General features: G+C 65.4%; 25 protein-coding genes, 1 tRNA gene and 1 pseudogene. 12 read left to right on the top strand and 15 right to left on the bottom strand.

All coding sequences use genetic code 11. The annotated features are described in order from the left end of the window. The first annotated feature begins 11 nt into the window (after nucleotides 1-11). The 8 genes and pseudogenes from G1C96_RS00775 (at nucleotide 12) to G1C96_RS00745 (ending at nucleotide 4,591) form a co-directional block, all read left to right on the top strand. Nucleotides 12-557 carry a TetR/AcrR family transcriptional regulator gene (locus tag G1C96_RS00775; protein WP_169274745.1) on the top strand — a complete coding sequence of 182 codons (546 nt, stop codon included), beginning with the start codon at nucleotides 12-14 and terminating at the stop codon, nucleotides 555-557. Between the two features lie 120 nt (nucleotides 558-677). Then, nucleotides 678-950, top strand: a complete 273-nt coding sequence (locus G1C96_RS00770; RefSeq protein WP_169274744.1) for an MFS transporter — start codon at nucleotides 678-680, stop codon at nucleotides 948-950. A gap of 3 nt (nucleotides 951-953) precedes the next feature. Further along, a pseudogene (locus G1C96_RS10430) lies at nucleotides 954-1,253 on the top strand (hypothetical protein); the annotation flags it as partial. A gap of 79 nt (nucleotides 1,254-1,332) precedes the next feature. After that, entirely contained in the window at nucleotides 1,333-1,659 is a 327-nt protein-coding gene (locus G1C96_RS00765) for an MFS transporter (RefSeq protein WP_169274743.1), read from the top strand. After that, entirely contained in the window at nucleotides 1,656-2,543 is an 888-nt protein-coding gene (locus G1C96_RS00760) for an ABC transporter ATP-binding protein (RefSeq protein ID WP_169274742.1), read from the top strand. The genes G1C96_RS00765 and G1C96_RS00760 overlap by 4 nt, the downstream gene beginning before the upstream one ends. Before the next feature lie 884 nt (nucleotides 2,544-3,427). Next, nucleotides 3,428-3,694 carry a hypothetical protein gene (locus tag G1C96_RS00755; RefSeq protein ID WP_169274741.1) on the top strand — a complete coding sequence of 89 codons (267 nt, stop codon included), beginning with the start codon at nucleotides 3,428-3,430 and terminating at the stop codon, nucleotides 3,692-3,694. Next, nucleotides 3,684-4,265: a hypothetical protein gene (locus G1C96_RS00750; protein ID WP_169274740.1), complete on the top strand. Its 582-nt coding sequence runs from the start codon at nucleotides 3,684-3,686 to the stop codon at nucleotides 4,263-4,265. The genes G1C96_RS00755 and G1C96_RS00750 overlap by 11 nt, the downstream gene beginning before the upstream one ends. A 35-nt stretch (nucleotides 4,266-4,300) precedes the next feature. Continuing rightward, complete coding sequence (locus G1C96_RS00745) at nucleotides 4,301-4,591, top strand: hypothetical protein (protein WP_169274739.1); 291 nt, start codon at nucleotides 4,301-4,303, stop codon at nucleotides 4,589-4,591. Between the two features lie 152 nt (nucleotides 4,592-4,743). Here G1C96_RS00745 and G1C96_RS00740 read toward each other — a convergent pair whose 3' ends face one another. Then, nucleotides 4,744-5,154: a hypothetical protein gene (locus tag G1C96_RS00740; protein ID WP_335341899.1), complete on the bottom strand. Its 411-nt coding sequence runs from the start codon at nucleotides 5,152-5,154 to the stop codon at nucleotides 4,744-4,746. A 206-nt stretch (nucleotides 5,155-5,360) separates the two neighbouring features. Beyond that, nucleotides 5,361-5,588 carry a hypothetical protein gene (locus tag G1C96_RS00735; RefSeq protein ID WP_169274738.1) on the bottom strand — a complete coding sequence of 76 codons (228 nt, stop codon included), beginning with the start codon at nucleotides 5,586-5,588 and terminating at the stop codon, nucleotides 5,361-5,363. A 156-nt stretch (nucleotides 5,589-5,744) separates the two neighbouring features. Between G1C96_RS00735 and G1C96_RS00730 the strand changes: the two genes are divergently transcribed. Next, nucleotides 5,745-6,218: an ASCH domain-containing protein gene (locus G1C96_RS00730; RefSeq protein ID WP_240945035.1), complete on the top strand. Its 474-nt coding sequence runs from the start codon at nucleotides 5,745-5,747 to the stop codon at nucleotides 6,216-6,218. A 15-nt stretch (nucleotides 6,219-6,233) separates the two neighbouring features. On the opposite strand, the gene G1C96_RS00725 is transcribed toward G1C96_RS00730, so the two are convergent. After that, nucleotides 6,234-6,707 carry a GNAT family N-acetyltransferase gene (locus G1C96_RS00725; RefSeq protein ID WP_169274737.1) on the bottom strand — a complete coding sequence of 158 codons (474 nt, stop codon included), beginning with the start codon at nucleotides 6,705-6,707 and terminating at the stop codon, nucleotides 6,234-6,236. A 113-nt stretch (nucleotides 6,708-6,820) separates the two neighbouring features. Here G1C96_RS00725 and G1C96_RS00720 point away from each other — a divergent pair, with 113 nt between their 5' ends. Further along, nucleotides 6,821-7,636, top strand: coding sequence for a hypothetical protein (locus tag G1C96_RS00720; RefSeq protein WP_169274736.1), 816 nt, complete (start codon nucleotides 6,821-6,823; stop codon nucleotides 7,634-7,636). 284 nt (nucleotides 7,637-7,920) lie between these two features. Then, nucleotides 7,921-8,469 carry a type 1 glutamine amidotransferase domain-containing protein gene (locus G1C96_RS00715; protein WP_169274735.1) on the top strand — a complete coding sequence of 183 codons (549 nt, stop codon included), beginning with the start codon at nucleotides 7,921-7,923 and terminating at the stop codon, nucleotides 8,467-8,469. A gap of 117 nt (nucleotides 8,470-8,586) precedes the next feature. Here G1C96_RS00715 and glgX read toward each other — a convergent pair whose 3' ends face one another. The 6 genes from glgX to G1C96_RS00685 all read right to left on the bottom strand — a co-directional run bounded on the left by glgX (nucleotide 8,587) and on the right by G1C96_RS00685 (nucleotide 16,050). Continuing rightward, nucleotides 8,587-10,707 carry a glycogen debranching protein GlgX gene (gene glgX / locus G1C96_RS00710; protein WP_169275204.1) on the bottom strand — a complete coding sequence of 707 codons (2,121 nt, stop codon included), beginning with the start codon at nucleotides 10,705-10,707 and terminating at the stop codon, nucleotides 8,587-8,589. 91 nt (nucleotides 10,708-10,798) lie between these two features. After that, on the bottom strand, nucleotides 10,799-11,455 hold the full coding sequence (locus G1C96_RS00705) for an NUDIX hydrolase (RefSeq protein WP_240945034.1): 657 nt from the start codon (nucleotides 11,453-11,455) through the stop codon (nucleotides 10,799-10,801). Beyond that, nucleotides 11,448-12,338 carry a Nif3-like dinuclear metal center hexameric protein gene (locus tag G1C96_RS00700; RefSeq protein WP_169274734.1) on the bottom strand — a complete coding sequence of 297 codons (891 nt, stop codon included), beginning with the start codon at nucleotides 12,336-12,338 and terminating at the stop codon, nucleotides 11,448-11,450. The genes G1C96_RS00705 and G1C96_RS00700 overlap by 8 nt, the downstream gene beginning before the upstream one ends. A 75-nt stretch (nucleotides 12,339-12,413) precedes the next feature. Beyond that, a complete protein-coding gene (gene polA / locus G1C96_RS00695; protein WP_169274733.1) occupies nucleotides 12,414-15,302 on the bottom strand; it encodes a DNA polymerase I in 2,889 nt (962 codons plus the stop codon). A gap of 3 nt (nucleotides 15,303-15,305) precedes the next feature. Further along, the gene (locus G1C96_RS00690) at nucleotides 15,306-15,911 is read right to left on the bottom strand and encodes an ANTAR domain-containing response regulator (RefSeq protein ID WP_169274732.1); all 606 of its coding nucleotides are present in this window, start codon (nucleotides 15,909-15,911) and stop codon (nucleotides 15,306-15,308) included. A gap of 65 nt (nucleotides 15,912-15,976) precedes the next feature. Beyond that, a tRNA-Leu gene (locus tag G1C96_RS00685) sits at nucleotides 15,977-16,050 on the bottom strand. Nucleotides 16,051-16,164: 114 nt separating this feature from the next. Between G1C96_RS00685 and G1C96_RS00680 the strand changes: the two genes are divergently transcribed. Then, entirely contained in the window at nucleotides 16,165-16,761 is a 597-nt protein-coding gene (locus G1C96_RS00680) for an NUDIX domain-containing protein (protein WP_169274731.1), read from the top strand. A gap of 134 nt (nucleotides 16,762-16,895) precedes the next feature. Here the strand turns inward: G1C96_RS00680 and pyk are convergent, their stop codons facing one another. From pyk to G1C96_RS00650, 6 genes are all read right to left on the bottom strand, one after another. Next, complete coding sequence (pyk, locus tag G1C96_RS00675; protein ID WP_169274730.1) at nucleotides 16,896-18,338, bottom strand: pyruvate kinase; 1,443 nt, start codon at nucleotides 18,336-18,338, stop codon at nucleotides 16,896-16,898. A 244-nt stretch (nucleotides 18,339-18,582) separates the two neighbouring features. After that, complete coding sequence (locus tag G1C96_RS00670; RefSeq protein ID WP_169274729.1) at nucleotides 18,583-19,587, bottom strand: TerC family protein; 1,005 nt, start codon at nucleotides 19,585-19,587, stop codon at nucleotides 18,583-18,585. A gap of 34 nt (nucleotides 19,588-19,621) precedes the next feature. Next, the gene (uvrB, locus tag G1C96_RS00665) at nucleotides 19,622-21,733 is read right to left on the bottom strand and encodes an excinuclease ABC subunit UvrB (protein WP_169274728.1); all 2,112 of its coding nucleotides are present in this window, start codon (nucleotides 21,731-21,733) and stop codon (nucleotides 19,622-19,624) included. 18 nt (nucleotides 21,734-21,751) lie between these two features. Continuing rightward, entirely contained in the window at nucleotides 21,752-22,417 is a 666-nt protein-coding gene (gene coaE / locus G1C96_RS00660; protein WP_205832006.1) for a dephospho-CoA kinase, read from the bottom strand. Between the two features lie 368 nt (nucleotides 22,418-22,785). After that, a complete protein-coding gene (gene rpsA / locus G1C96_RS00655; protein WP_169274726.1) occupies nucleotides 22,786-24,264 on the bottom strand; it encodes a 30S ribosomal protein S1 in 1,479 nt (492 codons plus the stop codon). A gap of 142 nt (nucleotides 24,265-24,406) precedes the next feature. Then, complete coding sequence (locus G1C96_RS00650; RefSeq protein WP_169274725.1) at nucleotides 24,407-25,297, bottom strand: bifunctional methylenetetrahydrofolate dehydrogenase/methenyltetrahydrofolate cyclohydrolase; 891 nt, start codon at nucleotides 25,295-25,297, stop codon at nucleotides 24,407-24,409. Nucleotides 25,298-25,305: the final 8 nt, after the last annotated feature.

Genomic DNA, 25,305 nt, shown 5'->3' with positions numbered 1-25,305 from the left:
ACGAAAGGGGCATGATGACCGATCTACGCATCGTCAAGACCCGCAAGGCGATCCGCGAGGCGTTCCTGCGCCTACGGGCATCGGGAGTTCCGGTATCGAAGGTCAAGGTCAAGGACATCTGCGACCTTGCGCTTGTCAACCCGAGCACGTTCTACAAGCATTACCTCGACGTCTACGACCTGAACGACAAACTCGAGGACGAAACCATCGACGCGATGCTGGAGCATTACCCCGCCAAGGACAAGATCCTGTCCGATCCGCTCGCGTTCCTCAACGGCTGGAGACCGGCCGTCGACAGCCAGATCGACGATTTGCGCATCCTGTTCGGCGACCGCCCCGAAGTCATGTTCCGCAAGATCGAGTCGATGCTCGTCGAACGGTATTCCGCCCATGCGGCGAACGAGCACGAGCGCATCGCCGCCGTCTTCTCCATCGCCGGGACGCTCCACTCGCTCGGACTGCTCAAGCTGGAGGGCGGACAAAGCGACGACGAGATCATCGCGGCGGTCGCCGAAAACCTCAACGCCATCGCCGCTCGGATCCCCGACGGACGATAACGAACACCCCCTATACGAATCAACGGCATCATCACACGGATACTCTTTAATCATCTAGTCGATCATCATGGAACAGATAACAGAACGTCATCCCATCCCCTCGTCGGCATCGAACGCACCGTGCTGGCCGCGATGGTGTTCCTGACGCTCGGCATTGTGATCCGTTCGGCATGCGGCACCATCGGACTGTGGGCCGGCACGTTCGTCATCGGTTGCTCGATCGCGGTGGGCAACGTTCTGGTGCCGGCCATAGTCAAACGCGATTACCCCGGTCACACATCACTTGCCACCGGCATGTACTCCGCATGCATGACCGGCATGGCCGCGTTCGCCTCGGCCGTGACATTGCCCCTGTCCGATGCAATCGGGTGGCGGGGCACGCTCGGCATCTGAGCCATTCCCGCCGGAATCGTCACGCTGCTGTGGCTGTGGCGTTCACGGGCGAATGCGCGAAGGACGACCCCGGCTGCGAAGACCACCACCGATGCGCAGCCCCGCAGCCGACGGAGTACGGCATCGGAGACCCGGCTCCGCGTCTCCATGTGGAAAAGGCCGGAGGCATGGGCCGTCACCCTGTTCATGGGGCTGCAATCCGTGAACTATTACGTGTGCGTCACCTGGCTGCCCACCATCGAGGTCTCCTTCGGCGTGCCCGCCGACCGGACCGGCTGGCATCTGGCGGTCTTCCAGCTCGTCGGCATCGTCATGGGACTGCTCATCCCCGTGCTGCTGAAGGGCGAGCCAGGTCGCCGCCGTTGTCGTCGCCAGCGTGCCATTGGCCATCGGTGCGCTCGGACTGGCATTCGCGCCGCGGCTCGATCTGCTGTGGATCATCGTCGCCAGCATCGGCTCGGAATGCTCTCTGGTCGTGGCGCTCTCATTGATCGGATTGAAGACCTCGACCACCGAGGAGACGACGCAACTGTCGGACATGGCTCAATGCGTCGGATACCTGCTCGCCGCGGTCGGTCCCACGTTGGCCGGAACGATCTACGACATCACCTCGGGATGGCGGACGGTGCTCATCATGCTGGCCGTACTGGCCGTCGCACAGACCGCCATCGGCATCATCATCGGACGGAATACGGAAGCGGGGCGATGACCATGCTCGGCGAAACAACCCACGACGCAATGGTACTAGCCCGGTCGGTGGGCTACTATCGCAATCGGCGGCCGATCCTTGCCGACGTGAACCTCACCATTGCCACCGGCGGACGATGGGTGCTGCTCGGACCGAACGGAGTGGGAAAATCCACACTGCTGGAAATGATCGCGATGCGCACCTACCCCAACGTCGGCGAACTGCGCGTCTTCGGGGACCGAACAGTCGCGGGCTCGGACCCAGAGCGTCGTCGCACCCGCGTGGCCATCGTCTCGGCGGCGTTCGGGCACAACATCGGGTCGGGAATGAACCCGCTCACGGTCGTCGTCTCGGGGATTCCACGAGGAACGAAGGATTCGGCCGACGAGGCATACGAGAAGGTGTACGCGATGATGCGCCGGCTCGGCATCGCATATCTGGCCAGCAAACAGTGGCGCAACCTGTCCGAAGGCGAACGCACGAGGGTGATGATCTCACGCGCGCTCGTCTCGCCGGCGGATCTCCTGATCTTCGATGAACCGACCACCGGCCTTGATCTGGGTGGCCGTGAAACGGTGTTGCGAGAACTGTCGGCGCTGGCCTCGCGAGGGGACGAGCGCACGATGCTGCTCGTCACGCATCAGGTGGAGGACATCCCCGCCGGATTCGACCATATCGCGATGATGGGCCGAATGATGGAACACGAGTGCATGACATACCTCGACACGCATCCGCGCATCTACGCCACACTTGACGGCAACACGACACCGGGAACCATCACATTCACCGGACCACTTGACGAAGGACTTACCGACGAACGTCTCGAATCGATGTTCGGCGTCCCGCTACACGTAGGGCGAACCGGGCAGCGATGGAGAGCCTCGCACCGGCTGCGTTTCGCATGAGCGGTCCGAATGAACGCCTCGTCGCCGGCTCCAGTGCTCCTCAGTCATTATGTCGCATTCGACTGGGGAGCACTGGAACCGATGCAGACACAACCGGGACACAGCGACCGCGGAAAACAACGAAATCAGCAGCGATCAGCGAAATCTCACGAAAGTCGTCCAAACGGCGTCATTGCAACGAAAACGCACCTAATGAAGTCCTCGAAAACCAGCGAATCAACCCTTCAAAATAACAAGGGGTTGCTCATTCGTCATCAGATGAATAGGGAGTACATGTCGCTCTCTTCGACATCGCAACCAGCGAAGCAAGCGAAAGCAGACCGCAAGAGTGCTAACACAGCTTCAGAACGGCATTCGCGACACGCCGCATGATTCCGCCATTTCCAAGCTCCAAGACGCTAACATTTTGCTAACAATGACCGTCACGATTTGCCAATCGCAGCGGCCTGAACAAAGAAACTCGAAACTCAAAAATGGCTTAATTCCAAGGTTTCTGAGGTCAACCAAGACGGCTGCCCCGAGCCAAGAACCCTCGAATCCTAACAGGATGTCGCGGGTTCGAATCCCGCTGGCCCGACCGCAAGAGCCCTACTCCCACTTGGGAGATAGAGTTCTTCTTTTTCTCCGATGCCAAAGGGCGGAGAACCCATGCTCCTGCGCATGGACGATATGCAGCCCACCGACTCGCTACTCGAAGGCGGTCGGCCGAGCTTCAAAGACGCGCCCGCCTACGCGAAGCCGTGGATCGCCGATCCCGGCACCGTGCGAAGCTGGAGCGAGTGGAAACTCCAACGGACCCACTGCGACGGCACCGCATGGCGGCAGCACTCCAGCGCGTACGACAACTGGGCCGAATCCACGCCACCGAGTCAAGGAGGACAAACATGGCTGATAAAGTCGCCAGCTACCATCAGGCGCGTCTCATCGTCGAAAAACTCGAACACGGCATGCCCACCAGTCCCGAAGGCGGCGAGGATGACGAATACTATGCCGTTCCCATGGCCTCTGGTTTCGTTCAGTACGACGATTGTGCATGGTTCGTGAACAAGAAGACAGGCAAGGCCGAACGCCTCTTCAGCGCACCGTTCGCACCCGCCGGACCCGGCAGCATGTACTATCGCGATATGAAGAGTGTCAGCGATGATGAATGAGGCTATTCGAGTGATTGATTTTCATACCGCGCGGCTATTGACATCGTGGTTCATCAATGTGCCTTTATCGGATATAGCGGAAACCGGTCTGGCAGGTGCCGACGGCTTCATAGCCACATGCACATCGACGAACCGGCCAAGCAGCCTTCGTGACTATTACGTTGATGGCAAGGAAGCGAAGGTCTATTACTTTTCCTCCGATGCGCCGGAACTGGTCGGATTGGACAGTCATTTCCTTTCCTCCATGATATCCGTCCGCGACGAGGGCGGCTCCGAAGAAGGTTTCCGCGTGTTCCGTGGCATCCTCTCGAAGAAGAGATTAAGAGACTTGATGGATCTTTATGCTGACACTCTGAGGAGAGGTGTGTTCAATATCGAGGGCGGGAATCCCGATCTCACCGACAGGGAACTGAGAAAATGCCTGATCTGGTGCATCTATCATGTGAAGACTCTTTGGGACTACGAACCCTCGCGCTTCTACCGGATCCGCAGGAAGATCTTCTGGACAAGGGTGGGAATCACGCATAGGATCCTTGACCTCCTGCTGAAACCGATATGTAGATTCCTTTAGATCCTTCATTCATCTTCAATACATAGCCATCACGGATGTTCCGTGGTGGCTTTTCTTATGCCCGGATTCGGGCGGAAGGAGGCCGCATAGCCGAAGACAGCAGCGCACCGAACGCCGAAGACGAGCAGTCGGGCTCGCCGCCGGAGAGCATCGACTGGAAGGCACGCTACGAGGCGGAGATCGAACGGTCGAAGTCGTGGCGCGGCAAGGCCGAGGCGAACAAGTCGGCCGCGGACGAGCTGGCCGCGCCGAGAGGGAGCTCAATGTCTGAAGATCACCCGGTGACGGCACGGCAAAACGACGAGATCCGAAACTGGCCGGCATGAGCAAACAGCAATTGCCTTGCTGTCTCAAACGGCCACGCGCGTCATCGTCGAGGCAGCTGGGCCATGCGCCGCACATCCGAGAGGAACGATCTCAGTCGCTTCTCCCGTTTGCGGTTGTCACAGAACCGACATTCCCAGTACGACAACACGGTCTATCCTTCATCTGCAAGCTCTTGGCGCTTCCGCAGCGTCTCCTCCCACTGAGCGGCATGCTCGTCCCGCCATACGCGCAGCGTCTCAGGAGGAAGCGCCTTCCTCTTGCACTCTGACCGATCGTGCCACAGGCACGGGTCCACGAATACCATGAGCCGGTATTTCGGCAGCACAATGTCCGGCGGTCCTGGATAGCGGCCATCGTACTTGCGGAATCGAAACCCATCGCGGAACAGGCGCGATCTCAGCTGGGACAGCAACGGCTCCATATATGAGGATTTCTCAGCCGTTGTCTCATTCTGGGAGCCGGCGACCTGTAACGCATAGAGCATGCCCAGATCCTGCTCATCCGAGCTGTATTTGAAGGATATCCTGACATCCGGGAACACGATCCTCACGATCGCGCGCACGGTTTCCTTCGCTTCCTCTTGCGATTGCGATGTGCCGCGGACGTCCATTTCGGGAATCGTATACGCCCATTCACCACGGATGTTCTCGATGAATGCAGTGACTCCCTTGAGTTCTTTGCGCTCGGCGGGCTCGGCTGGTTTGGACGCAGATGCCGTCGCATGCTGTCGCGCTTGGATCTTCCGACCGCTGAAACGACTTTGTGACGTCAGATGGTATCCATGGCATTGAGGACACAGGTAATAGCGACGTTCCTCCTTGGCAGCGGCAGCGCCACGGCGCCACGGCGTGTTGATGCCAGCGCGATTTTGGCGTCCAGCTCGGTGCCGTATCGGATCTTGCCGCACGATCTCGTCGTCTGCTGGCGATCACGCTTCCACTGCTGCTGGCGCATCTGAAATACGCGGGCTTTCTGCTTCGGCGTCTTCAGCCCCATGGCACCTCCCGGCAGCAGCGAATATGGTCAATATCTCATTGTCCCACAGTCGAGACCGGCCTTCAGACGAATCCCGCGGTGTCTCATGGCGTCTCGCACAAGCGGCATTGGGGACGTTCGCCACGCCGGGCGCTGCGCTCGCTAGCATGATGTCCCATGAGCGATGACATGCAATTCACGTCCGCAGATCCATGCGGCCGCACCGATCGTGAAAGCCTTGAGGACCTGCCGAAGGCCGAGTTCATGATGCCGGGGCCGGAGCGCGATCGGCTGGTCGGGCTGATCCTCAATGGCACGAAGACCGCCACCGCGGCGATGCTGCTTGACTACGAGGACTGCGGCGAGCCGCTGCCTCAGGTCGGGGACCGGTCCGTGCTGGTGGATTCCGACGACCATGGCGTCGCGGTGCTGACCACCACCGACGTGACCGTCGTACGGCTGGCCGACGTCACCGACCAACACGCGATCGACGAGGGCGAAGGCGACACGACCGCGGCGCAATGGCGTCGCACGCATGAGGCGTTCTGGGACTCCCCCGACTACCGCGCCGAGTTCAGCGATCCGCATTTTCCGCTCGACGACGACACCCTCGTAGTGTTGGAGCGCTTCGCGGTCACGGAACGACTGTGACGCCGCAGCCGGCGGTCACGGTCTGATCATCAGATAGTTGACGAACGACATGCCTTCGATCATGGGATGCCGGACCTGCACGACACGGAAGCCCCGGCGCTCGAAGAATGGCCGCGCGGTGATGCTCGTATGCACGCTCAGCTCCCCTGCGCCCTGTTCGGCCGCGCGACGGGCGACCCGGGCCAGCAGTGCCGACGCCGCGCCGCACCGCGCATAGTCGGGGTCGACGAACAGCATGTCGATGTATCCGTTGCCGTCAACGTCGATGAAGCCCGCGAGCGCGTTCGCATTCCCCTCTGGAACGGCCACCCATGTGTCCGCGGAGGACCGTCTCTCGTCCCATTGCCGCAGGTCGCCCGCCTGTCCGGCCCATGTGCGGATCTGCTCCGGATCGTAGTCGTGCGAGGCCAGGCCGACGACCGACCGGCGGAACGCGGCGAGCGTCGCCGCCGCGTCGTCGGAACGGTACTTGCGGATGAGGAATCGCATGCCGCCACTGTACGGCAATCCGAAGGAGAATGCCGGAATATCGCGGGGACACGGATAGCATGGCATCAGCCAGTCGGGGCAGGACGAATCAGGCGAACCGGGGAGGCGGGATCATGCGGATCATCGAGCGGCGTTGCCGGGGCAAGCGCGCGGATCGGTCGCTCAACGAGGACGGACTGCTCGTCACGGACGGGTTCGCCGTGGTGGCGGACGGCGTGACGAGCAAGAGCGAACGCCGACCGTGGAGACCGTCCGGCGGCGTGGTGGCGAAGGACCTGCTGCTGAGCACCATCGAGCGACTGCCGCCGGACTCGACCATGCGCGATGTGCAGCGTGCGGTGGACGCACGGTTCCGCGCCGAATACGAGGCCCATGCGCTCGGCGCCGACTTCTTCGCGCGCGAACCGGTGGAGCGGCTCCAGGTCAACGCCGTGGTGCTCAGCGCCGCGCATCGCGAGGCGTGGCTGTTCGGCGACTGCCAGATCATGGTGAACGGCGTGCGGACGCCCACGGAGAAGCGCGTGGACGAGCTGCTGGGACGGCTGCGGTCGTTCGCGGCGCATGCGCTGATGCTGCAGTGCGACGGGAACGCTGTGCGGGAGGACGCCGCACGCGAGATGATCATGCCGTTCCTGCGCCTGCAGTCGCGGTTCGCCAACCGCCGCGGCGAGTACGGCTACTTCGTGTTCGACGGGTTCACCGATCCCACGTATCCGATCCGCACGGTGCCGGTCTCCCCCGGCGACGAGGTGGTGCTCGCCTCGGACGGCTATCCCCTGCTGCGTCCCACGCTCGCCGAATCGGAGCGCGAGCTGGAGCGCCTCAGGCGCGAGGATCCGATGCTGATCGACGAGTACCGGACCACCAAGGGCTTCGAACCCGGACTGGACTCGTTCGACGACCGCACCTATCTGCGTCTCGTCGTCTGAGGTCACCTGAGGTCATAGAATTGGAACGACGGCAGGAGCGGCCGCGATCCCGTCTCCGCTCCGAGTCATGCCCCGGTCGGCGGCAATCAGGCCGATCGACGATACGGCGGAACGTCCGGCGTGGCCGCCAGCCCGTCGTTGCGGAGACGCGGATCGCGTCATCCATGCGCCGTGCGCCGGACGCCGCTCATACGCGGGCCCGCGCATAATGGAGACGGTCGGCGCGCGGGAGGAACGCCGCCGACCGCCGATTCGTCGATTCGCCGATCCAAGGAGGAGGAACCATGGCCGTCGAGAACGCCAGGGTGCTGATCATCGTGAACAACTGGGGCATCGAGGAGACGGAGCTGACGCGTCCGCTGCGCGATCTCAAGGCCGCGGGCGCGCAGGTGACGCTCGCCGCCACCACGCTCGACCCGTGCGAGACCGTGCGGCACGACCGCTACGAGGGCGAGACGCTCACGCCGGACGCGCTACTCAGGGACGTGGACGCGGCCGACTACGACCTGCTCGTGGTGCCCGGCGGCACCTGCAACGTGGACCGCATCCGCGTGAACGAGGATGCGATCGCTCTGGCGCAGGCGTTCGCGAAGGCTGGCAAGCCGATCGCCGCGATCTGCCACGGCGCGTGGCTGCTGGTCAACGCCGGCCTGATCGCCGGCAAGACCGCCTCGCCGTGCCGCTACATCGCCGCGGACATCGAGAACGCGGGCGGCACGTACGTCGACAGCCCGCTCACGGTGGACGACGCGAACGGCTGGACGCTCATCACGTCCCGCAAGCCCGACGATCTCGACTACTTCGTGGATGCGATCAAGAAGGCGCTGGCCTGATACCCGCCTCGCATCCGCCGATGCGGACATGCGACGATGCCGGATGACTCCTTCGCGGGACCATCCGGCATCGTTCGTTCGGCGCCGAAGCGACCGGCGCGTCCCGGCCGCCGGTCGTCAGAAGTCGGTGGGGCGCTCGGGCTTGGCCGCGCTCATGAGCAGCAGCAGGCTGCGCGGCTGCGCCGTGATGGCGAACCCGGCCTCGTAGCGCAGTTCGGGGCCGTGCGGGTTGTACGTGTCCACCACCAGCTGCCACTTCTTGCCGTAGCGCTCGTCCGGCAGGGTGAACACGATCGGCTCGTAGTAGGCGTTGAAGATGAGGATGAAGTCGTTGTCCACCATCGACGTGCCGAACCAGTCCTTTTCCGGGATGTCCTTGCCGTTGAGGTAGACCATCACCGTGAAGGCGTGCGTGTTGGCCCAGTCGGTGCGGTCCATGATCGAACCGGTGTGGTCGAACCACTCCACCTGCGGGATCATGTCGGACGTGTCGCCGGCCTCGCGCCCCGTGAAGAAGCGGCGGCGGTGCAGCACCGGGTGGTTGAGGCGCAGGTGGATGAGCTTGCGCGTAAATTGCCACATCTCCGACTGTTCGGGCCCCATGTCCCAGTTCATCCACGAGATCTCGTTGTCCTGGCAGTAGGCGTTGTTGTTGCCCTGCTGGGTGCGTCGGATCTCGTCGCCGGCGCAGATCATCGGGATGCCCTGGCTGAGCAGCAGCGTGGCCATGAAGTTGCGGCACTGACGCGAACGCAGCTGGTTGACGTCCGGGATGGTGGTGGGGCCCTCCACGCCGCAGTTCCACGAGCGGTTGTGGCTCTCGCCGTCGCGGTTGCCCTCGCCGTTGGCCTCGTTGTGCTTGTCGTTGTAGCTCACCAGATCGTTGAGCGTGAAGCCGTCGTGCGCGGTGATGAAGTTCACCGAGGCGACCGGGCGGCGTCCGTTGACCTGGTACAGGTCGGAGCTGCCGAGCAGACGGCTGGCGAACTCCGGCAGCGTGGACGGCTGCGAGCGCCAGAAGTCGCGCACGCAGTCGCGGTAGCGGCCGTTCCATTCGGACCAGCTGGACGGGAAGCCGCCCACCTGGTAGCCGCCGGAGCCGAGGTCCCACGGTTCGGCGATGAGCTTGACGCGGCTGATGACCGGGTCCTGCTCCACGATGTCGAAGAACGCGGAGAGCTTGTCCACCTCCTGGAACTGGCGGGCGAGCGTGGCGGCCAGATCGAAGCGGAAGCCGTCCACGTGCATCTCCGCGGCCCAGTAGCGCAGCGAGTCGGTGATGAGCTGCAGCGCGTGCGGCGAGCGCATGAGCAGCGAGTTGCCGGTGCCGGTGGTGTCGAAGTAGTGGCGGGGGCTGTTGTCCACCAGACGGTAGTACTGCTGGTTGTCGATGCCCTTGAAGCTGAGCGTGGGTCCGCGGTGGTTGCCTTCGGCGGTGTGGTTGTACACCACGTCGAGGATGACCTCCATGCCGGCGTTGTGGTACGCCTTGACCATGGACTTGAACTCGTTGACCTGCTCGCCGTGCTCGCCGGAGCTGGAGTAGCCGTTGTGCGGGGCGAAGAAGCCGATGGTGTTGTAGCCCCAGTAGTTGCTCAGGCCCTTCTCCTGCAGGAAGGAGTCGTTGACGAACTGGTGGATGGGCATGAGCTCGATGGCGGTGACGCCGAGCTTCTTGAGGTAGTCGATGACCGTGGGGTACGCGAGTCCGGCGTAGGTGCCGCGGATCTCCGGGGGAACGCGGTCGTTGAGGTTGGTCATGCCGCGCACGTGCGCCTCGTAGATCACGGAATCGTGGTACGGGATGTGCGGATGCTGGTCGTTGCCCCAGTCGAAGTAGGGGTTGACGACGACGGACTTCATGGTGTGCGGAGCGGAGTCGAGGTCGTTCATCGCATGCGTGTCGTCCGGGCTTCTGAACCAGTAGGAGAACAGGCTCTCGTCGCCGTCCGCCATGCCGGAGATGGCCTTGGCGTACGGGTCGAGCAGCAGCTTGTTCGGGTTGCACCTGAGTCCGCGGTCGGGGTCGTACGGCCCGTAGACGCGGTAGCCGTACAGCTGGCCCGGCTTGAGGCCCGGCACGTAGTTGTGCCATACGTAGGAGTTCTGCTCCGTCATCTGGATGCGCTTCTCGTTGCCTTCGTCGTCGAACAGGCAGAGCTCCACCTTTTCCGCGACCTGGGAGAACAGCGCGAAGTTCACGCCCGCGCCGTCGTAGCTGGCACCGAGCGGGTACATCGATCCTGGTCTGATCTGCATATCTTCAGTATCCCACGTCCCCGAGTCCGCTGCCGCCGCGCATGGTTAACACGGTGCGAAGGACGCGTGCTCACCTGCCCGTCGTGGCGCGCCGGAGCGCCTCGTGCAGCAGGGCGATCTGCGAGTTCGAGGAGGTCACGCCGATCCCGCGCAGCGTGTCGAACGTCACCCATGCGGATTCGACGTGCTCGTCCGGGTCGAAGTGACGCGGCTCGGCGTGCCATGATCCGAGGTGCAGGACCATGATGTTGGCCAGCTCGTCGCTCATGCCCTCGGACGAGTAGAACGCGCCCACGCGGTCGATGCGCAGATCCTCCGGACCGTCCGGAGCCACGCCGGTCTCCTCGCGCAGTTCGCGCAGCGCCGCCGTCTCCACGTCCTCCCCCGCGTCGATGAGGCCCGCGGGCAGACCGTAGGCGTAGCGGTCGGAGCCGGCGCGGTACTCGCGTTCCATGAGGTACAGGTCGCGCGGCTCGTCGTGCACGAGCAGCACCACGCACGGCCGGTGCCGGGTGATCTGCCGTCTGATGCGCGTGGTCCCGCCGTCGGTGCGGTGCAGGTCGATCGCCATGTCGTCCACGTCGTAGACCACGCCGCGCCAGACGACGTCGTGGCTGACGACGGTGGCGGGACGCGTCATGTCGATGCCGTCGGAGCTGCGGTCGAGCGTCGTCTCCACGGCGTCGTCGGGCGCGGGGCGGGTCGTCATGTCGGTTCCGTCAGTCATGGATGCTCGCCGTCCAGGGGTCGGTGACGAGCGTCGTGCGCTCCGCGGTCACCTCGTCGCCGGTCGCCGCCAGCACCGCGGCGGGCACGTCCTCCACGGCGTAGCGGAACCACAGGGATTCGATGGCGGAGTGCGGCGTGTTGACGAACGCCGGGCGCACGTGCGCGTCTCCGTGGCCGAGGGCCAGTCCCCGTCCCCGCATGCGGGCCTCGTAGCGCGCCTGTTCGATCGCGTCGGTCACGGGATGGTGGCGCAGGTCGCTGGTCACATACACGTCGGCGCCGGCCGCACGCACCTCGTCGAACATCGAGTCGCCGGATCCGGGCAGCAGCGCCACTCGGCGCACCGGGGCGTCGAGGTCGCCGCACACCTGCACGCCGAGTTCGGTGTGCGGCAGCGTGCGCGCCACGCGCCGCGCGAAGTCGCGCAGCGTCATCGGCTCCGGCAGCGTACCCACGCGTCCCAGTCCCGCCTCGTGCGCGGCGCCGGGGTCCGCGACGGGCGTCAGCGGATGGTGGTCGGTCAGTCCGAACAGCTCGGCCGCGGCCCATGCCACGCCGTGCCATGAGGCGTCGGCGTTGGTGTGTCCCACCCACAGCGCGCAGTGCGCCTCGTTGAGGCGGCGCACGATGTCGCCTCGGAAGCCGAGGCCGGACACCTCGTGCACGGCGCGGAAGAACAGCGGATGATGCGTCACCAGCAGGTCCGCATGGTCCGCGATGGCCTCCTCCACCACCGCGTAGGTGGGGTCCGCGGCGAAGCGGATGCGGCGCACCGGCGCGGCGAGATCGCCCACGATGAGTCCCGGCTCGTCCCACTGCTCGGCGTACCGCAGCGGGTACAGCGCCTCCAGCACGTCGACGACCTGTTTGAGATTGGGCATGGCCGATTCCTTCCTGTTGCGTCTTCCGCGTTCCGCCGCGAGGCTGCCGCGGAGCCGAGACATCCGATGCCGCACTCAGTGTGCGGCCAGCTGCCAGTCCGCGCCGATTCCCGTGGACACGTCGAGTGGCACGGCGAGCTCCACGGCGTGCTCCATGGCGTCGCGCACGAGCGCGGTGACACGCTCCTCCTCGCCGTGCGCCACCTGCACGACGAGTTCGTCGTGGATCTGCAGGATGATGCGGCTCCTCACGCCGGCGTCTTCGAGCGCCTCGTGGGCGCGGATCATCGCGATCTTCATGATGTCCGCGGCGGAGCCCTGGATCGGCGCGTTGAGGGCGCCGCGCTCGGCGGCGTCGCGCACGGTGCGGCTGGTGGATCTGAGACCAGGGAAGTAGCGGCGGCGGCCGAACATCGTCTCCGTGTATCCCCTGGCTCTGGCGTCGGCCACCAGGGACTCCAGATAGTCGTGCACCTTGCCGAACGTGGCGAAGTACTTCTCCTTGAGCACGTCCGCGGCGGCGGGACTGATCTTGAGCTGCTGCGCGAGCCCGTAGGTGCTCAGACCGTAGGCGAGGCCGTAGCTCATCGCCTTGACGTGGCTGCGCTGGTCCGTGCTGATCTCGTCGATCGGCAGCTGGTAGACGAGGCTCGCCACGTACCGGTGGAAGTCCATGCCGGAGCGGAACGCCTCGATGAGCGCCTCGTCGCCGGACAGGTGCGCCATGATGCGCAGCTCCACCTGCGAGTAGTCGCAGCTGAGCAGCGACTCGAATCCGTCTCCGGGCACGAACGCCGAGCGGATCTCGCGTCCGGCGGCGTTGCGGTTGGGGATGTTCTGCAGGTTCGGGTCCGCCGAGCTCAGACGTCCCGTGGCGGCGACGGTCTGCTCGAACGTGGTGTGGATGCGCCCGTCGCGCGGGTTGACCGCGTCGATGAGCGAGGAGACGATCTGCTTGAGCTTGTTGGTCTCGCGGTGGCGCAACAGGGCGCCGAGGAACGCGTTGGCGCGCTCGTTGTCCGCGGAACGCAGGTACAGGGTCTGCAGCGCGGCCGCGTTGGTGGTGTACGACCCGGACTTGGTGCGGCGCGAGGGCCTGAGGCCCATGTCCTCGAACAGGACCTGCTGCAGCTGCTTGGGGCTCTGCAGGTTGACGCGGGTGCCGGCCGCGTCCCATGCGATCTCCTGCGCCTGGCGGGCGTCCGCGGCGAAGGTGTCGCGCATGTCGGTGAGCCGCTGCAGGTCCACCGCGGCGCCGCGCGACTCCATGCCGTAGAGCACGTCCGACACGGGCGTCTCGATGCCGGCGAGCAGGCCGTACTGGTCCCGTTCGTCGATGGTGGGCGCCAGATGCAGGGCGAGTCCGCGGATGACGGCGAGCTCCCCGATCGCGCGCCGCGCGTCCTCCTCGCCGCGTTCCGCCGCGGCCTCGCCGTCCACGTCGTCCGGTTCGTCGCCGAGGTCGAACGCGCCCTGCGCGGGACCGGTCTCGCCGTCCTTCTCCTCGACGTGGACGTCGAGGAAATGCGCGGCGGCCTGGTCGAGCGTCTCCGCGTGGAAGTCGGGATGCGTCAGGTATCCGGCGAGCTTGACGTCGAACAGCGGCCGCGCGGCCGGGTCGACGCCGAGAGCCGCCAGCAGGTGGCGCAGCTCCTTGTAGCCATAGACCACCGCGTCCGGCATCCCGCGTGCGATGAAGTCGGTCAGCGCGGGCGGCACCGCGTCGGCCGGGAATGCGACGGCATGGCCGTCCGGGGCCATCACGGACACGGTCCGGGATTCCGCGTCGCCGGGCTTGGGCGTGCCGACGACGTGCAGCGTCCACGCCGCGGCGACCGCATCGGCGCATCTCACGCCATGGGGGATCGCGAAGGTTCCGTCGCCGCCGGCCTTCGCGTCCGCGGACTCGGCGTCCGCGCGAGCGGAAGCGGCGATCCCGGCGGCGGACCGCGGCATGTGGGCGCCCAGCCAGTCCCTCATCGCCGCGTCGTCGACTACGACGTCGCGTTCGGGGTCGGCGAGCGCGGGACGCTCCCGCTCCTCCTGCCGCGCGGAGGGCTCCTTGCCCCCGTTGAACGCGCTGAGCACCCGGTTGCGGGTGCGCGCGCCGAACTCGAGCTCGGCGAACAGGTCCTCCACGGCCTTGACGTCCGGGCTGCCGAAGGTCAGGTCGTCCACGTCCACGCCGAGGTCGAGGTCGCGCACGAGCGCGTTGACCCTGCGGTTGAGGCGGACCTGATCGAGGTTCTCCCGCAGCGCCTCGCCCTTCTTGCCCTTGATCTCGTCGGCGTGCTCGATGATGCCGTCGAGCGAGCCGTACTGGTTGATCCACTTCGCCGCGAACCCGTCGCCCACGCCGGGCACGCCGGGGATGTTGTCGGCCGTCTCGCCGCGCAGCGCGGCAAGATCCGGGTACTGCCGCGGCGTGACCTTGTACTTCTCCACCACCGCCTCGGGCGTCATGTGCTTGAGGTCCTTGAAGTGGTGTCCGGGGTACAGCACGGTGATCGCGTCGTCGACGAGCTGGAACGCGTCACGGTCGCCGGACAGCACGAGCGTGCGGAACCCGGCGTCCTCCCCCATCGTGGCCAGCGTGCCGATCACGTCGTCGCCCTCGTATCCGGGCTTCTCGATGTAGGTGACGCCCAGGGCCGTGAGCATGCGCTGGATCAGCGGCAGCTGGGTGAGCAGGTCCTCGGGGGCGGCGTCGCGCGTGCCCTTGTACTGCGGCAGCAGCTGGTTGCGGAACGTGCCGCCCTTGACGTCGAAGGCGACGGCCAAATGCGTGGGATGTTCGGCGGCGATGACCTGCATGAGCATCGTGGCGAATCCCCAGACCGCGTTGGTGGCCTGGCCGGAGGACGTGGAGAAGCTCTCCACCGGGAGGGCAAAAAAAGCGCGGAACGCCAGCGAATGGCCGTCAACGACCAGCAGCGTTCCGCGTTCGGAATCGACGGAAACCATGAATCAGCGGTCGCCCTCGACCTGCGCGATGACGGCGTCGGCGACCTCCTGCATGGTCAGGCGGCGGTCCATGGAGGTCTTCTGGATCCAGCGGAAGGCCTCGGACTCCGTGAGCCCCATGTTCTCCATGAGCAGGCCCTTGGCGCGGTCCACGCGCTTGCGCGCCTCGAAGCGCGCCTTCATGTCCGTGACCTCGTCCTTCAGGGCGTTGATCTGGTCGAAGCGGGAGATGGCCACCTCGAGCGCGGGCAGCAGCTTCTCGGGGACGAACGGCTTGACCACGTAGGCCATGGCGCCGGCGTCCGCGGCCTTCTCCACCAGGCTCTGCTGGGAGAACGCGGTGAGCATCACCACGGGCGCGATGTTCTCCTGGGCGATCTCGGTGGCTGCGGTGATGCCGTCCTTGCCGGGCATCTTGACGTCCATCACGACGACGTCGGGCTTGTATTCGCGGGCGAGGTCCACCGCCTCGTCGCCGTTGGCGGCCTGGCCGACGACGTCGTAGCCGGCGTCGGTGAGCGCCTCCACGATGTCCATGCGAATCAGGGCCTCGTCCTCGGCCACCACGACCTTGCGGCGTGCGGAGTCGTCCTCGTAAATCTCAACCATGCCGACACCTTTCCTTCCCGGTATGTCCGGTACCGGCGATCGATGCCGGCCCGTGAATACTCCTGTGCCCCCGGTGGGACTCGAACCCACACTGCGCAGATTTTGAGGCTGCTTCCTCTACCAATTGGGATACGGGGGCCCATGGCGCTCCATGAGAATGTACCATAACGATCAGACCGTCGCCACACGACACGGCAGCGCACGCCTACAATGAGGTAAGCGATGTATCCGCCAGACAACCAAAGGAGTCCTCATGGCTGACAAAACCTTCCGTCCCTTCGATCCGTGGCGTCCCTCGCCGGTCAAGGAGATCTCCCGCAACCAGATCGTCGAGACCCACTACTTCAACGTGGACCACGTGGCCTTCGAATCCTCGCAGGTGGGACCCTTCGAACGGTACTTCATCCACGAGAACAACGGCGAGACGGTGGCCGTGCTGGCCGTGACGGACGACGGCAGGATCCCGCTGGTGGAGCAGTACCGCATCGCGAACCACCGCTGGACGCTGGAGCTGCCGGCGGGCCACGCCAACTCCCCCAGCGAGCGTCCGCTCGACGTGGCCATCCGCAAGCTGCGCGAGGAGGCCGGCTTCGAGGCCAAGCACTACGCGCAGTTCTCCCGCTTCCTCAACACCCCCGGATACTCCACGCAGCACACCTGCCTGTTCTACGCGTCCGGCCTGACCCCGGTGGCCCGCGAGGACATCGGCCCGGAGAGCCCGCGCTCGAACGTGCGCATGTACCCGCTCGAGGACGCCTACCAGATGGTGCTCAACGGCACGATCCTCGACGCCAAGTCGATGATCGCCATCCTGCGCGCGCACATGGGTCTGCGCACGCTCGGCGACTGACGCTCCGCGGCGCGGGATCCGTTCCGCGCCGCGCGCCTACGGCAATGCCCCCGTTCGGGAGATCCTCGAACGGGGGCATTCGTCATGTTCCGCCGTGCGCTACGGCGTCATGCCGTGCGCGCGACGGTACGGGTTCACTCGGCGGAGCCGACGGTGTGCACGTAGATGGAGTCGGTGCGGCCGGGCTCGTGGTCGCCCTGAGCGGAGCTCAGGATCACGATCTTGTCGCCGTCCTCGACCTTGCCCGCGGCCTTGAGGGTCGCGTCGGTGAAGGCCATGAGGTCCTTGCGGGACAGGTCGTGGTAGTCCTTGTCCAGCAGGAAGGCCTCGGTGCCCCAGCTCAGAGCCAGCCAGTGGTAGGTGTGCTCGTTGGTGGTCAGGGCGTAGATCGGGGCGGCCGGACGCTCGCGGGACACGCGGTGCACGGTGGAGCCGGTCTGCGTGTAGGCGACGATGGCCTTGGCGTTGAGCTTCTCGGACAGGTCGACGGCAGCGGAGGAGACGGCGCCGGTGGAGGACATGTCGAGGTTCTTCAGCTCCGGGATGCGGTCGAAGCCGTGGTCCGTGGCGAAGCCGGAGATGCGGGACATGGTGGCGACGGTGACGTCCGGGTACTCGCCGACGGCGGTCTCGTTGGAGGTCATGGTGGCGTCGGCGCCGTCGAGCACGGCGTTGGCGCAGTCGGAGGCCTCGGCACGGGTGGGCACCGGGGAGTGGACCATGGAGCCGAGTACCTCGGTGGCCACGATCACGGGCTTGGCGTACTGGCGGGACAGCTCGATGATGCGCTTGGTGGCCAGCGGGACCTCCTCGAGCGGGCACTCGACGGCCATGTCGCCGCGGGCGGCCATGATGCCGTCGAACGTCTTGACGATGTCCTCGAGGTTCTCCAGCGCCTGCGGCTTCTCGATCTTGGCGACGATCGGGATGCGGCGGCCCTCCTCGTCCATGATCTCGTGGGCACGGTCGATGTCGGTGGCGAAGCGCACGAAGGACATGGCGATGATGTCGGCGCCGGTGCGGATGGCCCAGCGCAGGTCCTCCTCGTCCTTCTCCGTCAGGGCGGGCAGGCTCACGGCCACGCCGGGCAGGTTGATGCCCTTGTGGGAGGAGACGGGGCCGGCCACGACGACCTTGGTGTGCACGTTGTTGCCCTCGACCTTGGTGACCTCGAGACGGACCTTGCCGTCGTCGATGAGGATCGGGTCGCCGGGGTGGCAATCGCCGGGCAGGCCCTTGAACGTGGTGGAGGTGATGTGCTCGTCGCCCTCGATGTCGTCGGTGGTGATGACGAACTCCTGGTCCAGCTGCAGCTGGACCTTGTCCTCGCCCTCGGCGTTCTTCTTGAACCAGCCGCAGCGGATCTTCGGACCCTGCAGGTCCACGAGCACGGCGACGTTGCGGCCGGTCTTCTTGCCGGCCTCACGAACGTTGTTGTAGACCCTGAGGTGATCCTCCGGCGTGCCGTGGGAACGGTTCAGACGAGCCACGTCCATGCCCGCCTCGACGAGCTTGGTGATGTTCTCGAGCGATTCGGTGGCGGGACCGATGGTATCTACGATCTTGGCTTTGCGCATGAATGCCTGCCTATTTCTTCTTGTCGGTATCGGGGTTTTCGCAAACCCGCTCAATTGCCAAGGGACAGTCTACTAGTTCTTGGCGACGTGGTGAAGATTGAGGTCCCTCGCGTGTTGTGAGCGCTCACAGCCAGATCCCGTCCCTACGCGGGCGCCCCGGAACGCGGTTCGCCCCGCGTCGTCGCGGGGACGGCGCGGGGCGAACCGTGGCCATGCGGCCATGCGCATGGTCGCGCTCACTCGATCACTTGGCCTCCACCGCGGACTTGTCCGCCGCGGATTCCATCGACTTCATCTTCGCGACGCTGGCCGCGGCCGCGGTACCGATGGACACCACGATCACCGCGAGCGAGAGCCACGTGGGGATCTCGGGCACCCAGTGCACCGGCTGGCCGCCGTTGATGAACGGCAGCGTGTTGCCGTGCAGCGCCTCCATGACGAGTTTGACGCCGATGAAGCCGAGCACCACCGCCAGGCCCAGCGGCAGGTAGACGAGCTTGTCGAGCAGGGCGCCGAGCAGGAAGTAGAGCTGCTGCAGGCCGAGCAGAGCGAACACGTTGGAGGTGAACACGATGAACGGATCCTTGGTCAGACCGAAGATCGCCGGGATCGAATCGAAGGCGAACATCACGTCCGTGGTGCCGATGGCGAGGAACACGATGAGCATCGGCGTCCAGTAGCGCACGCCGTTCCTCGTGGTGCGCAGCTTCTCGCCGTCGTACTCGTCGGAGATCTTCACGAACTTGCGCATCGTGCGGATCACCGCGTTCTCCTTGTACTCCTCGTCCTCGTCGTCGCCCTTGACCAGGCCGATCGCAGTGTAGATGAGGAAGGCGCCGAAGAGGAAGAACACCCACGTGAAGCGCTCGATGATCGCGGCGCCCACGAGGATGAAGCAGCCGCGCAGCACCAGCGCCACGGTGATGCCCACCGACAGCACGTACTTCTGGTAGACCTTGGGCACAGCGAAGTTCGACATGATGATGACGAACACGAAGAGGTTGTCGATGCTCAGCGAGTATTCGGTGAGCCATCCGGAATAGAACTCGATCGCCGGCGCGGCCCCGGCGAAGGCCCAGATGCAGCCTCCGAAGATCAGGGCCATCACCACGAAGAACGCGATGTGCTGCACGCATTCCTTGGTGGAGGGGATGTGCGGGCGTCTGCCGATGACGAGCAGGTCGACCACGAAGAACACGCCGAGCACGACGAACGTGCCGATCATAAATGCAACGGGGGTTTCAGCCATGTGCCCCAGCATAGGAAAGGGCGCTGACCGTGGGCTACCGCTTCGCCTCCGTCATCTGGCGCAGCTCCTTCTTCAGGTCGCGCACCTCGTCGCGCAGACGCGCGGCGAGCTCGAACTGCAGCTGCTCGGCGGCCGTGTGCATCTGCTCGCTGAGCTGGCGGATCAGGTCGGCGAGGTCCTGCGCCGGAAGCCCGGCCCTGAGGATCTCCTCGTGGCGCTTCTCCGCCTCGGCGGCGTCGGCCATGGGCACCCCGAGGTGCGTGTTGCCGGCCTTGCCCGCGTTGCGGTAGCCGCCGGCGAGCAGGGTCTGGGTATCCACGTCCTCCTTGGCGAGCATGTCGTTGACGTCGCTGATCTTCTTGATGAGCGGCTTCGGGTCGATGCCGTGCTCCTTGTTGTAGGCGATCTGCCTGGCGCGGCGGCGTTCGGTCTCGTCGATCGCCTTGTGCATGGCGTCGGTGACCTCGTCGGCGTACATGATGACCGTGCCGGACACGTTGCGCGCCACGCGGCCGATGGTCTGGATGAGCGAGCGGTACGAGCGCAGGAATCCTTCCTTGTCGGCGTCGAGGATGGCGACGAGCGACACTTCGGGCAGATCGAGGCCCTCGCGCAGCAGGTTGATGCCCACGAGCACGTCGATCTTGCCTTCCCTGAGCTCGCGCAGCAGCTCCACGCGCCGCAGCGTGTCGACGTCGGAATGCAGGTATTCCACCTTGATGCCGCGTTCGAGCAGATAGGCGGTCAGATCCTCCGCCATCTTCTTGGTGAGCGTCGTCACCAGCGTGCGCTCGTTCCTGGCCACGCGGTCCTTGATCTCGGCGAGCAGGTCGTCGATCTGCCCCTCGACCGGGCGCACCTCGACCTTCGGATCGAGCAGGCCCGTCGGACGGATGATCTGCTCGACCACGCCGTCCGAGAGCCCCAGCTCGTAGTCGCCGGGCGTGGCGGACAGGTAGACGGTCTGTCCCACGCGATCCAGGAACTCCGGCCACTTGAGCGGGCGGTTGTCCATCGCGGACGGCAGACGGAATCCATGCTCGACGAGCGTGCGCTTGCGCGACGCGTCGCCTTCGTACATGGCGCCGATCTGCGGGACGGTGACGTGCGACTCGTCGATGACCAGCAGGAAGTCGTCGGGGAAGAAGTCCAGCAGCGTGTGCGGCGGCGTGCCCGGCGCACGGCCGTCGAAATGCCGCGAATAGTTCTCCACGCCGGAGCAGACGCCCACCTGCGTGAGCATCTCCAGATCGTAGGTGGTGCGCATGGTCAGACGCTGCGCCTCCAGCTCCTTGCCCTGCTTCTTGAGCTCGGCGACGCGCTGGTCGAGCTCCTCCTTGATGGACCTGAGCGCGCGCTCCATGCGCTCCGGTCCGGCGACGTAGTGGGATGCCGGGAAGATGTGGACTTGGCTTTCGTGCGCGATCTCGTCGCCGGTGAGCGGATGCAGCGTGGAGATGCGGTCGATCTCGTCGCCGAAGAACTCGATGCGCACGGCGAGCTCCTCGTACACGGGAATGATCTCCACCGTGTCGCCGCGCACGCGGAACGTGCCGCGCGTGAAGGCGATGTCGTTGCGCTTGTACTGCATGTCGACGAACTTGCGCAGCAGCTGGTCGCGGTCGATCTGCTGGCCTTCGCGCAGCAGCAGCATGCGCCCGGCGTACTCCTCGGGCGTGCCGAGGCCGTAGATGCACGAGACGGTCGCCACGACCACGCAGTCGCGGCGCGTCAGCAGGTTCGCCGTGGCCGCGTGGCGCAGACGCTCCACGTCGTCGTTGATGTTCGAGTCCTTCTCGATGTACGTGTCGGTCTGCGGGATGTAGGCTTCCGGCTGGTAGTAGTCGTAGTAGCTCACGAAGTAGCTGACGGCGTTGTCGGGCATGAGCTCGCGGAACTCGGCGCACAGCTGCGCCGCCAGCGTCTTGTTGGGCTCGATGATGAGCGTGGGGCGCTGCAGCCGCTCGATGAGCCATGCGGTCGTCGCGGTCTTGCCGGTGCCGGTGGCGCCCATGAGCACGACGTCGTTCTCGCCGTTCTCGATGCGCGTCGCCAGCTCCTCGATGGCCTGCGGCTGGTCGCCGGACGGCTTGTACGGCGACTTGACGACGAACGGCTTGTTCGTGCGCTCGATGTTGAAGCCCATCGCATCTCCTGCTCCGCGCTATGCCGCGCTGTTCCCATCCTGCTCGGCGCCGCATCCGGCGATCCAATCGGCATACAGCCTATCAACCTGTGCGAACATTTGTTCTAGAGGCTGCGTAGAATCGACGACGACGTTCGCGATCTCCTCGCGCTCCTCGCGCGTGGACTGATGCCTGATGCGATCCTCGGCCTGCTGCCGCGTCATGCCGCGCGACGTCTCCATGCGCACCACACGCACGTCTTCCGGGGCTTCCACCGTGACGATGCTGTCGAACTCGAACGGCATGGCATCGAGCACTTCGGCCAGCAGCGGCACGTCATGCACCACGACGATCGGCCGGTCCCCCGCAGCCATGACGGCGTTCGCCTCGCGCCAGCGCGCCTCGTCGTAGATGAGCGGATGCTCGATCGCATCCAGCCGTTCGCGCGCGTCCGGCGCGGCGTCCGCGCCGAAGACGTGCTCGGCCATCCATGCGCGGTCGAGCGAGCCGTCCTCGCCGAGCGCATCCGGGCCGAACGCCTCCGCGATCCGCGGCAGCGCCGCTCCCCCGGGCGCGGTGATCTCGTGCGCGATCGCATCGTAGTCGATGTGCGCCGCGCCCAGCTCCCGCAGCCGCGCCGCCACCGTGCTCTTGCCGGCTGCGATGCCGCCGGTCAGTCCCACTCGAATCATCATGACGCCCATTGTGCCACGCGATCCGGCAGCGTGCCGACTGCCGCCGGTCATTGCCGACTGCCCCGAACACGATCGTTCCAACCTGCGTGGCCCGCAGCGCAGCTTGGGACGATCATGCCGAAAACAGGCCTCCAGCATAGCCATTCCCAGACCATTCGTCACGGGGATCGGAGGATGCAGGCCACGGAGATGCCTGCGCGCGTGACACATCAACGGCAGACGGCGAACTGCGAGCATGTAGGCGAACTGCCATGCGGGCGGCAGACGCGGACAACGCAAAAGGACCCGCCCGCACGGAAAACCATGCGGAGCGGGTCCTTGAGTCAGCCGATTCGCTGGCGAATCATGCCATCAGCGAAACGAGTCGCCGGTCGGGCTCACTTGCCCTGGCCGAGCAGCTGGTCGCGCAGGGCGGCGAGCTGGTCGGAGTCGGCGAGGGTGCCGGTGGAAGTGCTCTCGGAGGAGTAGTTGGACACCTCTTCGACCTTCTCTTCCTTCGGGGCCTGGCCGTCCTCGGCGGCGGAGGCGGCGGCGTTCTCGCGCTCCTTGGCCACGAACGCCTTGTGCTGCTCCCACAGATCGTGGGCGGCCGCGTACTGGGACTCCCACTCCTCGCGCTGCTTCTCGAAGCCGGGGATCCACTCGTTGGTCTGCGGATCGAAGCCTTCGGGGTACTTGTAGTTGCCCTGCTCGTCGTACTCGGCCGGCATGCCGTACAGCGCCGGATCGAAGTCCTCGGAGGCCGGGTCGACGGAGTCGTTGGCCTGCTTGAGGGACAGAGAGATGCGGCGACGATCGAGATCGACGTCGATCACCTTGACGAACACCTCTTCGCCCGGCTTGACCACGGTCTCCGGGTTCTCGACGTGACGGTTGGCAAGCTCGGAGATGTGCACCAGGCCCTCGATGCCGTCCTCGACGGAGATGAACACGCCGAACTGCACGATCTTGGTGACCTTGCCCTTGACGATCTGGCCGGGGACGTGGGTGCGGGCGAAGCGCTGCCACGGATCCTCCTGGGTGGCCTTGAGCGACAGGGAGATGCGCTCGCGGTCCAGATCGACGTCCAGCACCTCGACGGTGACCTTGTCGCCGACCTTGACGACCTCGGACGGGTGATCGATGTGCTTCCAGGACAGCTCGGAGACGTGGATCAGGCCGTCCACGCCGCCAAGATCGACGAACGCGCCGAAGTTGACGATGGAGGACACCACGCCCTCGCGGATCTGGCCCTTCTTGAGCTGCGAGAGGAAGGTCTCGCGCACCTCGGACTGGGTCTCCTCGAGGTACTGGCGGCGGGACAGAACCACGTTGTTGCGGTTCTTGTCGAGCTCGAGGATCTTGGCCTTGATCTTCTGGCCGATGTACGGGGAGAGGTCGCGCACGCGACGCATCTCGACGAGGGAGGCCGGCAGGAAGCCGCGCAGACCGATGTCGACGATGAGGCCACCCTTGACAGCTTCGATGACAGTGCCTTCGACAACGCCATCGGCTTCCTTGATCTTCTCGATGTCGCCCCACGCGCGCTCGTACTGGGCACGCTTCTTGGAGAGGATCAGACGGCCTTCCTTGTCCTCCTTGGTGACGACAAGGGCCTCGATGGTGTCGCCGACCTCGACGACCTCATCGGGATCGACGTCCTTCTTGATGGAAAGCTCGCGGGAGGGGATCACACCCTCGGTCTTGTAGCCGATGTCCAGGAGGACCTCGTCGTGATCGATCTTGACGACGGTACCCTCGACCAGATCACCATCGTCGAAGTTCTTGATGGTGGAATCGACTGCCTTGATGAAGTCCTCTTCGGTGCCGATGTCGTTGATGGCGACCTTGGTGACTTCAGTGTTGTTTTCTGCCATGTAGATATATGGTTTCTCAATAGATGGGTGGATATTACTCGATCTTCAGTTATGGGCGCGCATGCCGCAGCACACGCGAAATCCAAGGATACCGGCAGGCGTGGCCAAAATCCAGCCGGAGGCCGTCCGCGACACGCCCGGATTACGCGCGCGGCGAGACCAGGGAGCGCTCGGCGATGCCCACGAGGTTCGACAGCAGCATCGCGCGGGTCATCGGCCCCACGCCACCGGGGTTGGGCGTATAGGCGGACGCGACCTCGTAGCAGGCCCTGTCCACGTCGCCCCTGATGCGGTAGCGGCCGGCCTGCTCGTCCCACACGCGGCTCACGCCGACGTCCACCAGCACCGCGCCGGGCTTGACGCATTCGGGCTTCACGAACCCCGCGGATCCCATCGCCGCGACGATCACGTCAGCCCGGCGCATGTGATCCTCCACGTCCACGGTCCGCGTGTGGCACAGCGTGACCGTGGCGTTGACCTCGCGGCGCGACAGCAGCAGGCCGATCGTGCGGCCGACCGTGATGCCGCGGCCCAGCACGCAGACCTCCTTGCCCTTCAGGTCGATGCCGTAGGCGTCCAGCAGCGCGAGGACGCCGCTGGGCGTGCACGGCAGGGGCGTCGTGATCTCGCCGCTGGGGTGCAGCACCAGCTCGCCGAGGTTGTACGGATGCATGCCGTCGGCGTCCTTGCGCGGGTCGATGAGGTCGATGATCGCGTTCCCGTCGATGCCTTCGGGCAGCGGCAGCTGCACGATGTACCCGGTGCAGGCGGGGTCCTCGTTGAGTTCGCGCACGGCGGCGGCGACGTCGGCGAAGCTCGCGTCGGCGGGCAGCTCGCGGCGGATGGAGGCGATGCCCACCTCCGCGCAGTCGGCGTGCTTGCCGGCCACGTACTTGAGCGAGCCGGGGTCGGAGCCCACCAGCAGCGTCCCCAGCCCCGGGACGACCCCCTGATCCTTCAGGCGCGCGACCCGTCGCGACAGGTCCTCCTTGATCCGCGCCGCGGTCAGCTTCCCGTCGAGTCTGAGTGACATGCCAAGTT

The sequence above is a fragment of the Bifidobacterium moraviense genome (assembly GCF_012932365.1).
In the GTDB taxonomy this organism is placed as follows: Bacteria; Actinomycetota; Actinomycetes; order Actinomycetales; family Bifidobacteriaceae; genus Bifidobacterium; species Bifidobacterium moraviense.
The sequence above is the reverse complement of the archived record's forward strand: the minus strand, read 5'-3'. Positions and strand labels throughout refer to the sequence as shown.

What these genes read in the sequence shown, in the direction of transcription:
- G1C96_RS00680 (WP_169274731.1), top strand. Translation starts at nt 16,165, where the DNA reads ATGGCTGACAAAACCTTCCGTCCCTTCGATCCGTGGCGTCCCTCGCCG.
- G1C96_RS00720 (WP_169274736.1), top strand. Translation starts at nt 6,821, where the DNA reads ATGCGGATCATCGAGCGGCGTTGCCGGGGCAAGCGCGCGGATCGGTCG.
- G1C96_RS00715 (WP_169274735.1), top strand. Translation starts at nt 7,921, where the DNA reads ATGGCCGTCGAGAACGCCAGGGTGCTGATCATCGTGAACAACTGGGGC.
- G1C96_RS00750 (WP_169274740.1), top strand. Translation starts at nt 3,684, where the DNA reads ATGATGAATGAGGCTATTCGAGTGATTGATTTTCATACCGCGCGGCTA.
- G1C96_RS00760 (WP_169274742.1), top strand. Translation starts at nt 1,656, where the DNA reads ATGACCATGCTCGGCGAAACAACCCACGACGCAATGGTACTAGCCCGG.
- coaE (WP_205832006.1), bottom strand. Translation starts at nt 22,417, where the DNA reads ATGGGCGTCATGATGATTCGAGTGGGACTGACCGGCGGCATCGCAGCC.
- G1C96_RS00775 (WP_169274745.1), top strand. Translation starts at nt 12, where the DNA reads ATGATGACCGATCTACGCATCGTCAAGACCCGCAAGGCGATCCGCGAG.
- G1C96_RS00650 (WP_169274725.1), bottom strand. Translation starts at nt 25,297, where the DNA reads ATGTCACTCAGACTCGACGGGAAGCTGACCGCGGCGCGGATCAAGGAG.
- G1C96_RS00700 (WP_169274734.1), bottom strand. Translation starts at nt 12,338, where the DNA reads ATGCCCAATCTCAAACAGGTCGTCGACGTGCTGGAGGCGCTGTACCCG.
- G1C96_RS00730 (WP_240945035.1), top strand. Translation starts at nt 5,745, where the DNA reads ATGAGCGATGACATGCAATTCACGTCCGCAGATCCATGCGGCCGCACC.
- G1C96_RS00725 (WP_169274737.1), bottom strand. Translation starts at nt 6,707, where the DNA reads ATGCGATTCCTCATCCGCAAGTACCGTTCCGACGACGCGGCGGCGACG.
- glgX (WP_169275204.1), bottom strand. Translation starts at nt 10,707, where the DNA reads ATGTACCCGCTCGGTGCCAGCTACGACGGCGCGGGCGTGAACTTCGCG.
- rpsA (WP_169274726.1), bottom strand. Translation starts at nt 24,264, where the DNA reads ATGGCAGAAAACAACACTGAAGTCACCAAGGTCGCCATCAACGACATC.
- pyk (WP_169274730.1), bottom strand. Translation starts at nt 18,338, where the DNA reads ATGCGCAAAGCCAAGATCGTAGATACCATCGGTCCCGCCACCGAATCG.
- G1C96_RS00690 (WP_169274732.1), bottom strand. Translation starts at nt 15,911, where the DNA reads ATGGTTGAGATTTACGAGGACGACTCCGCACGCCGCAAGGTCGTGGTG.
- G1C96_RS00670 (WP_169274729.1), bottom strand. Translation starts at nt 19,587, where the DNA reads ATGGCTGAAACCCCCGTTGCATTTATGATCGGCACGTTCGTCGTGCTC.
- G1C96_RS00735 (WP_169274738.1), bottom strand. Translation starts at nt 5,588, where the DNA reads ATGGGGCTGAAGACGCCGAAGCAGAAAGCCCGCGTATTTCAGATGCGC.
- G1C96_RS00755 (WP_169274741.1), top strand. Translation starts at nt 3,428, where the DNA reads ATGGCTGATAAAGTCGCCAGCTACCATCAGGCGCGTCTCATCGTCGAA.
- G1C96_RS00745 (WP_169274739.1), top strand. Translation starts at nt 4,301, where the DNA reads ATGTTCCGTGGTGGCTTTTCTTATGCCCGGATTCGGGCGGAAGGAGGC.
- G1C96_RS00705 (WP_240945034.1), bottom strand. Translation starts at nt 11,455, where the DNA reads ATGACTGACGGAACCGACATGACGACCCGCCCCGCGCCCGACGACGCC.
- uvrB (WP_169274728.1), bottom strand. Translation starts at nt 21,733, where the DNA reads ATGGGCTTCAACATCGAGCGCACGAACAAGCCGTTCGTCGTCAAGTCG.
- polA (WP_169274733.1), bottom strand. Translation starts at nt 15,302, where the DNA reads ATGGTTTCCGTCGATTCCGAACGCGGAACGCTGCTGGTCGTTGACGGC.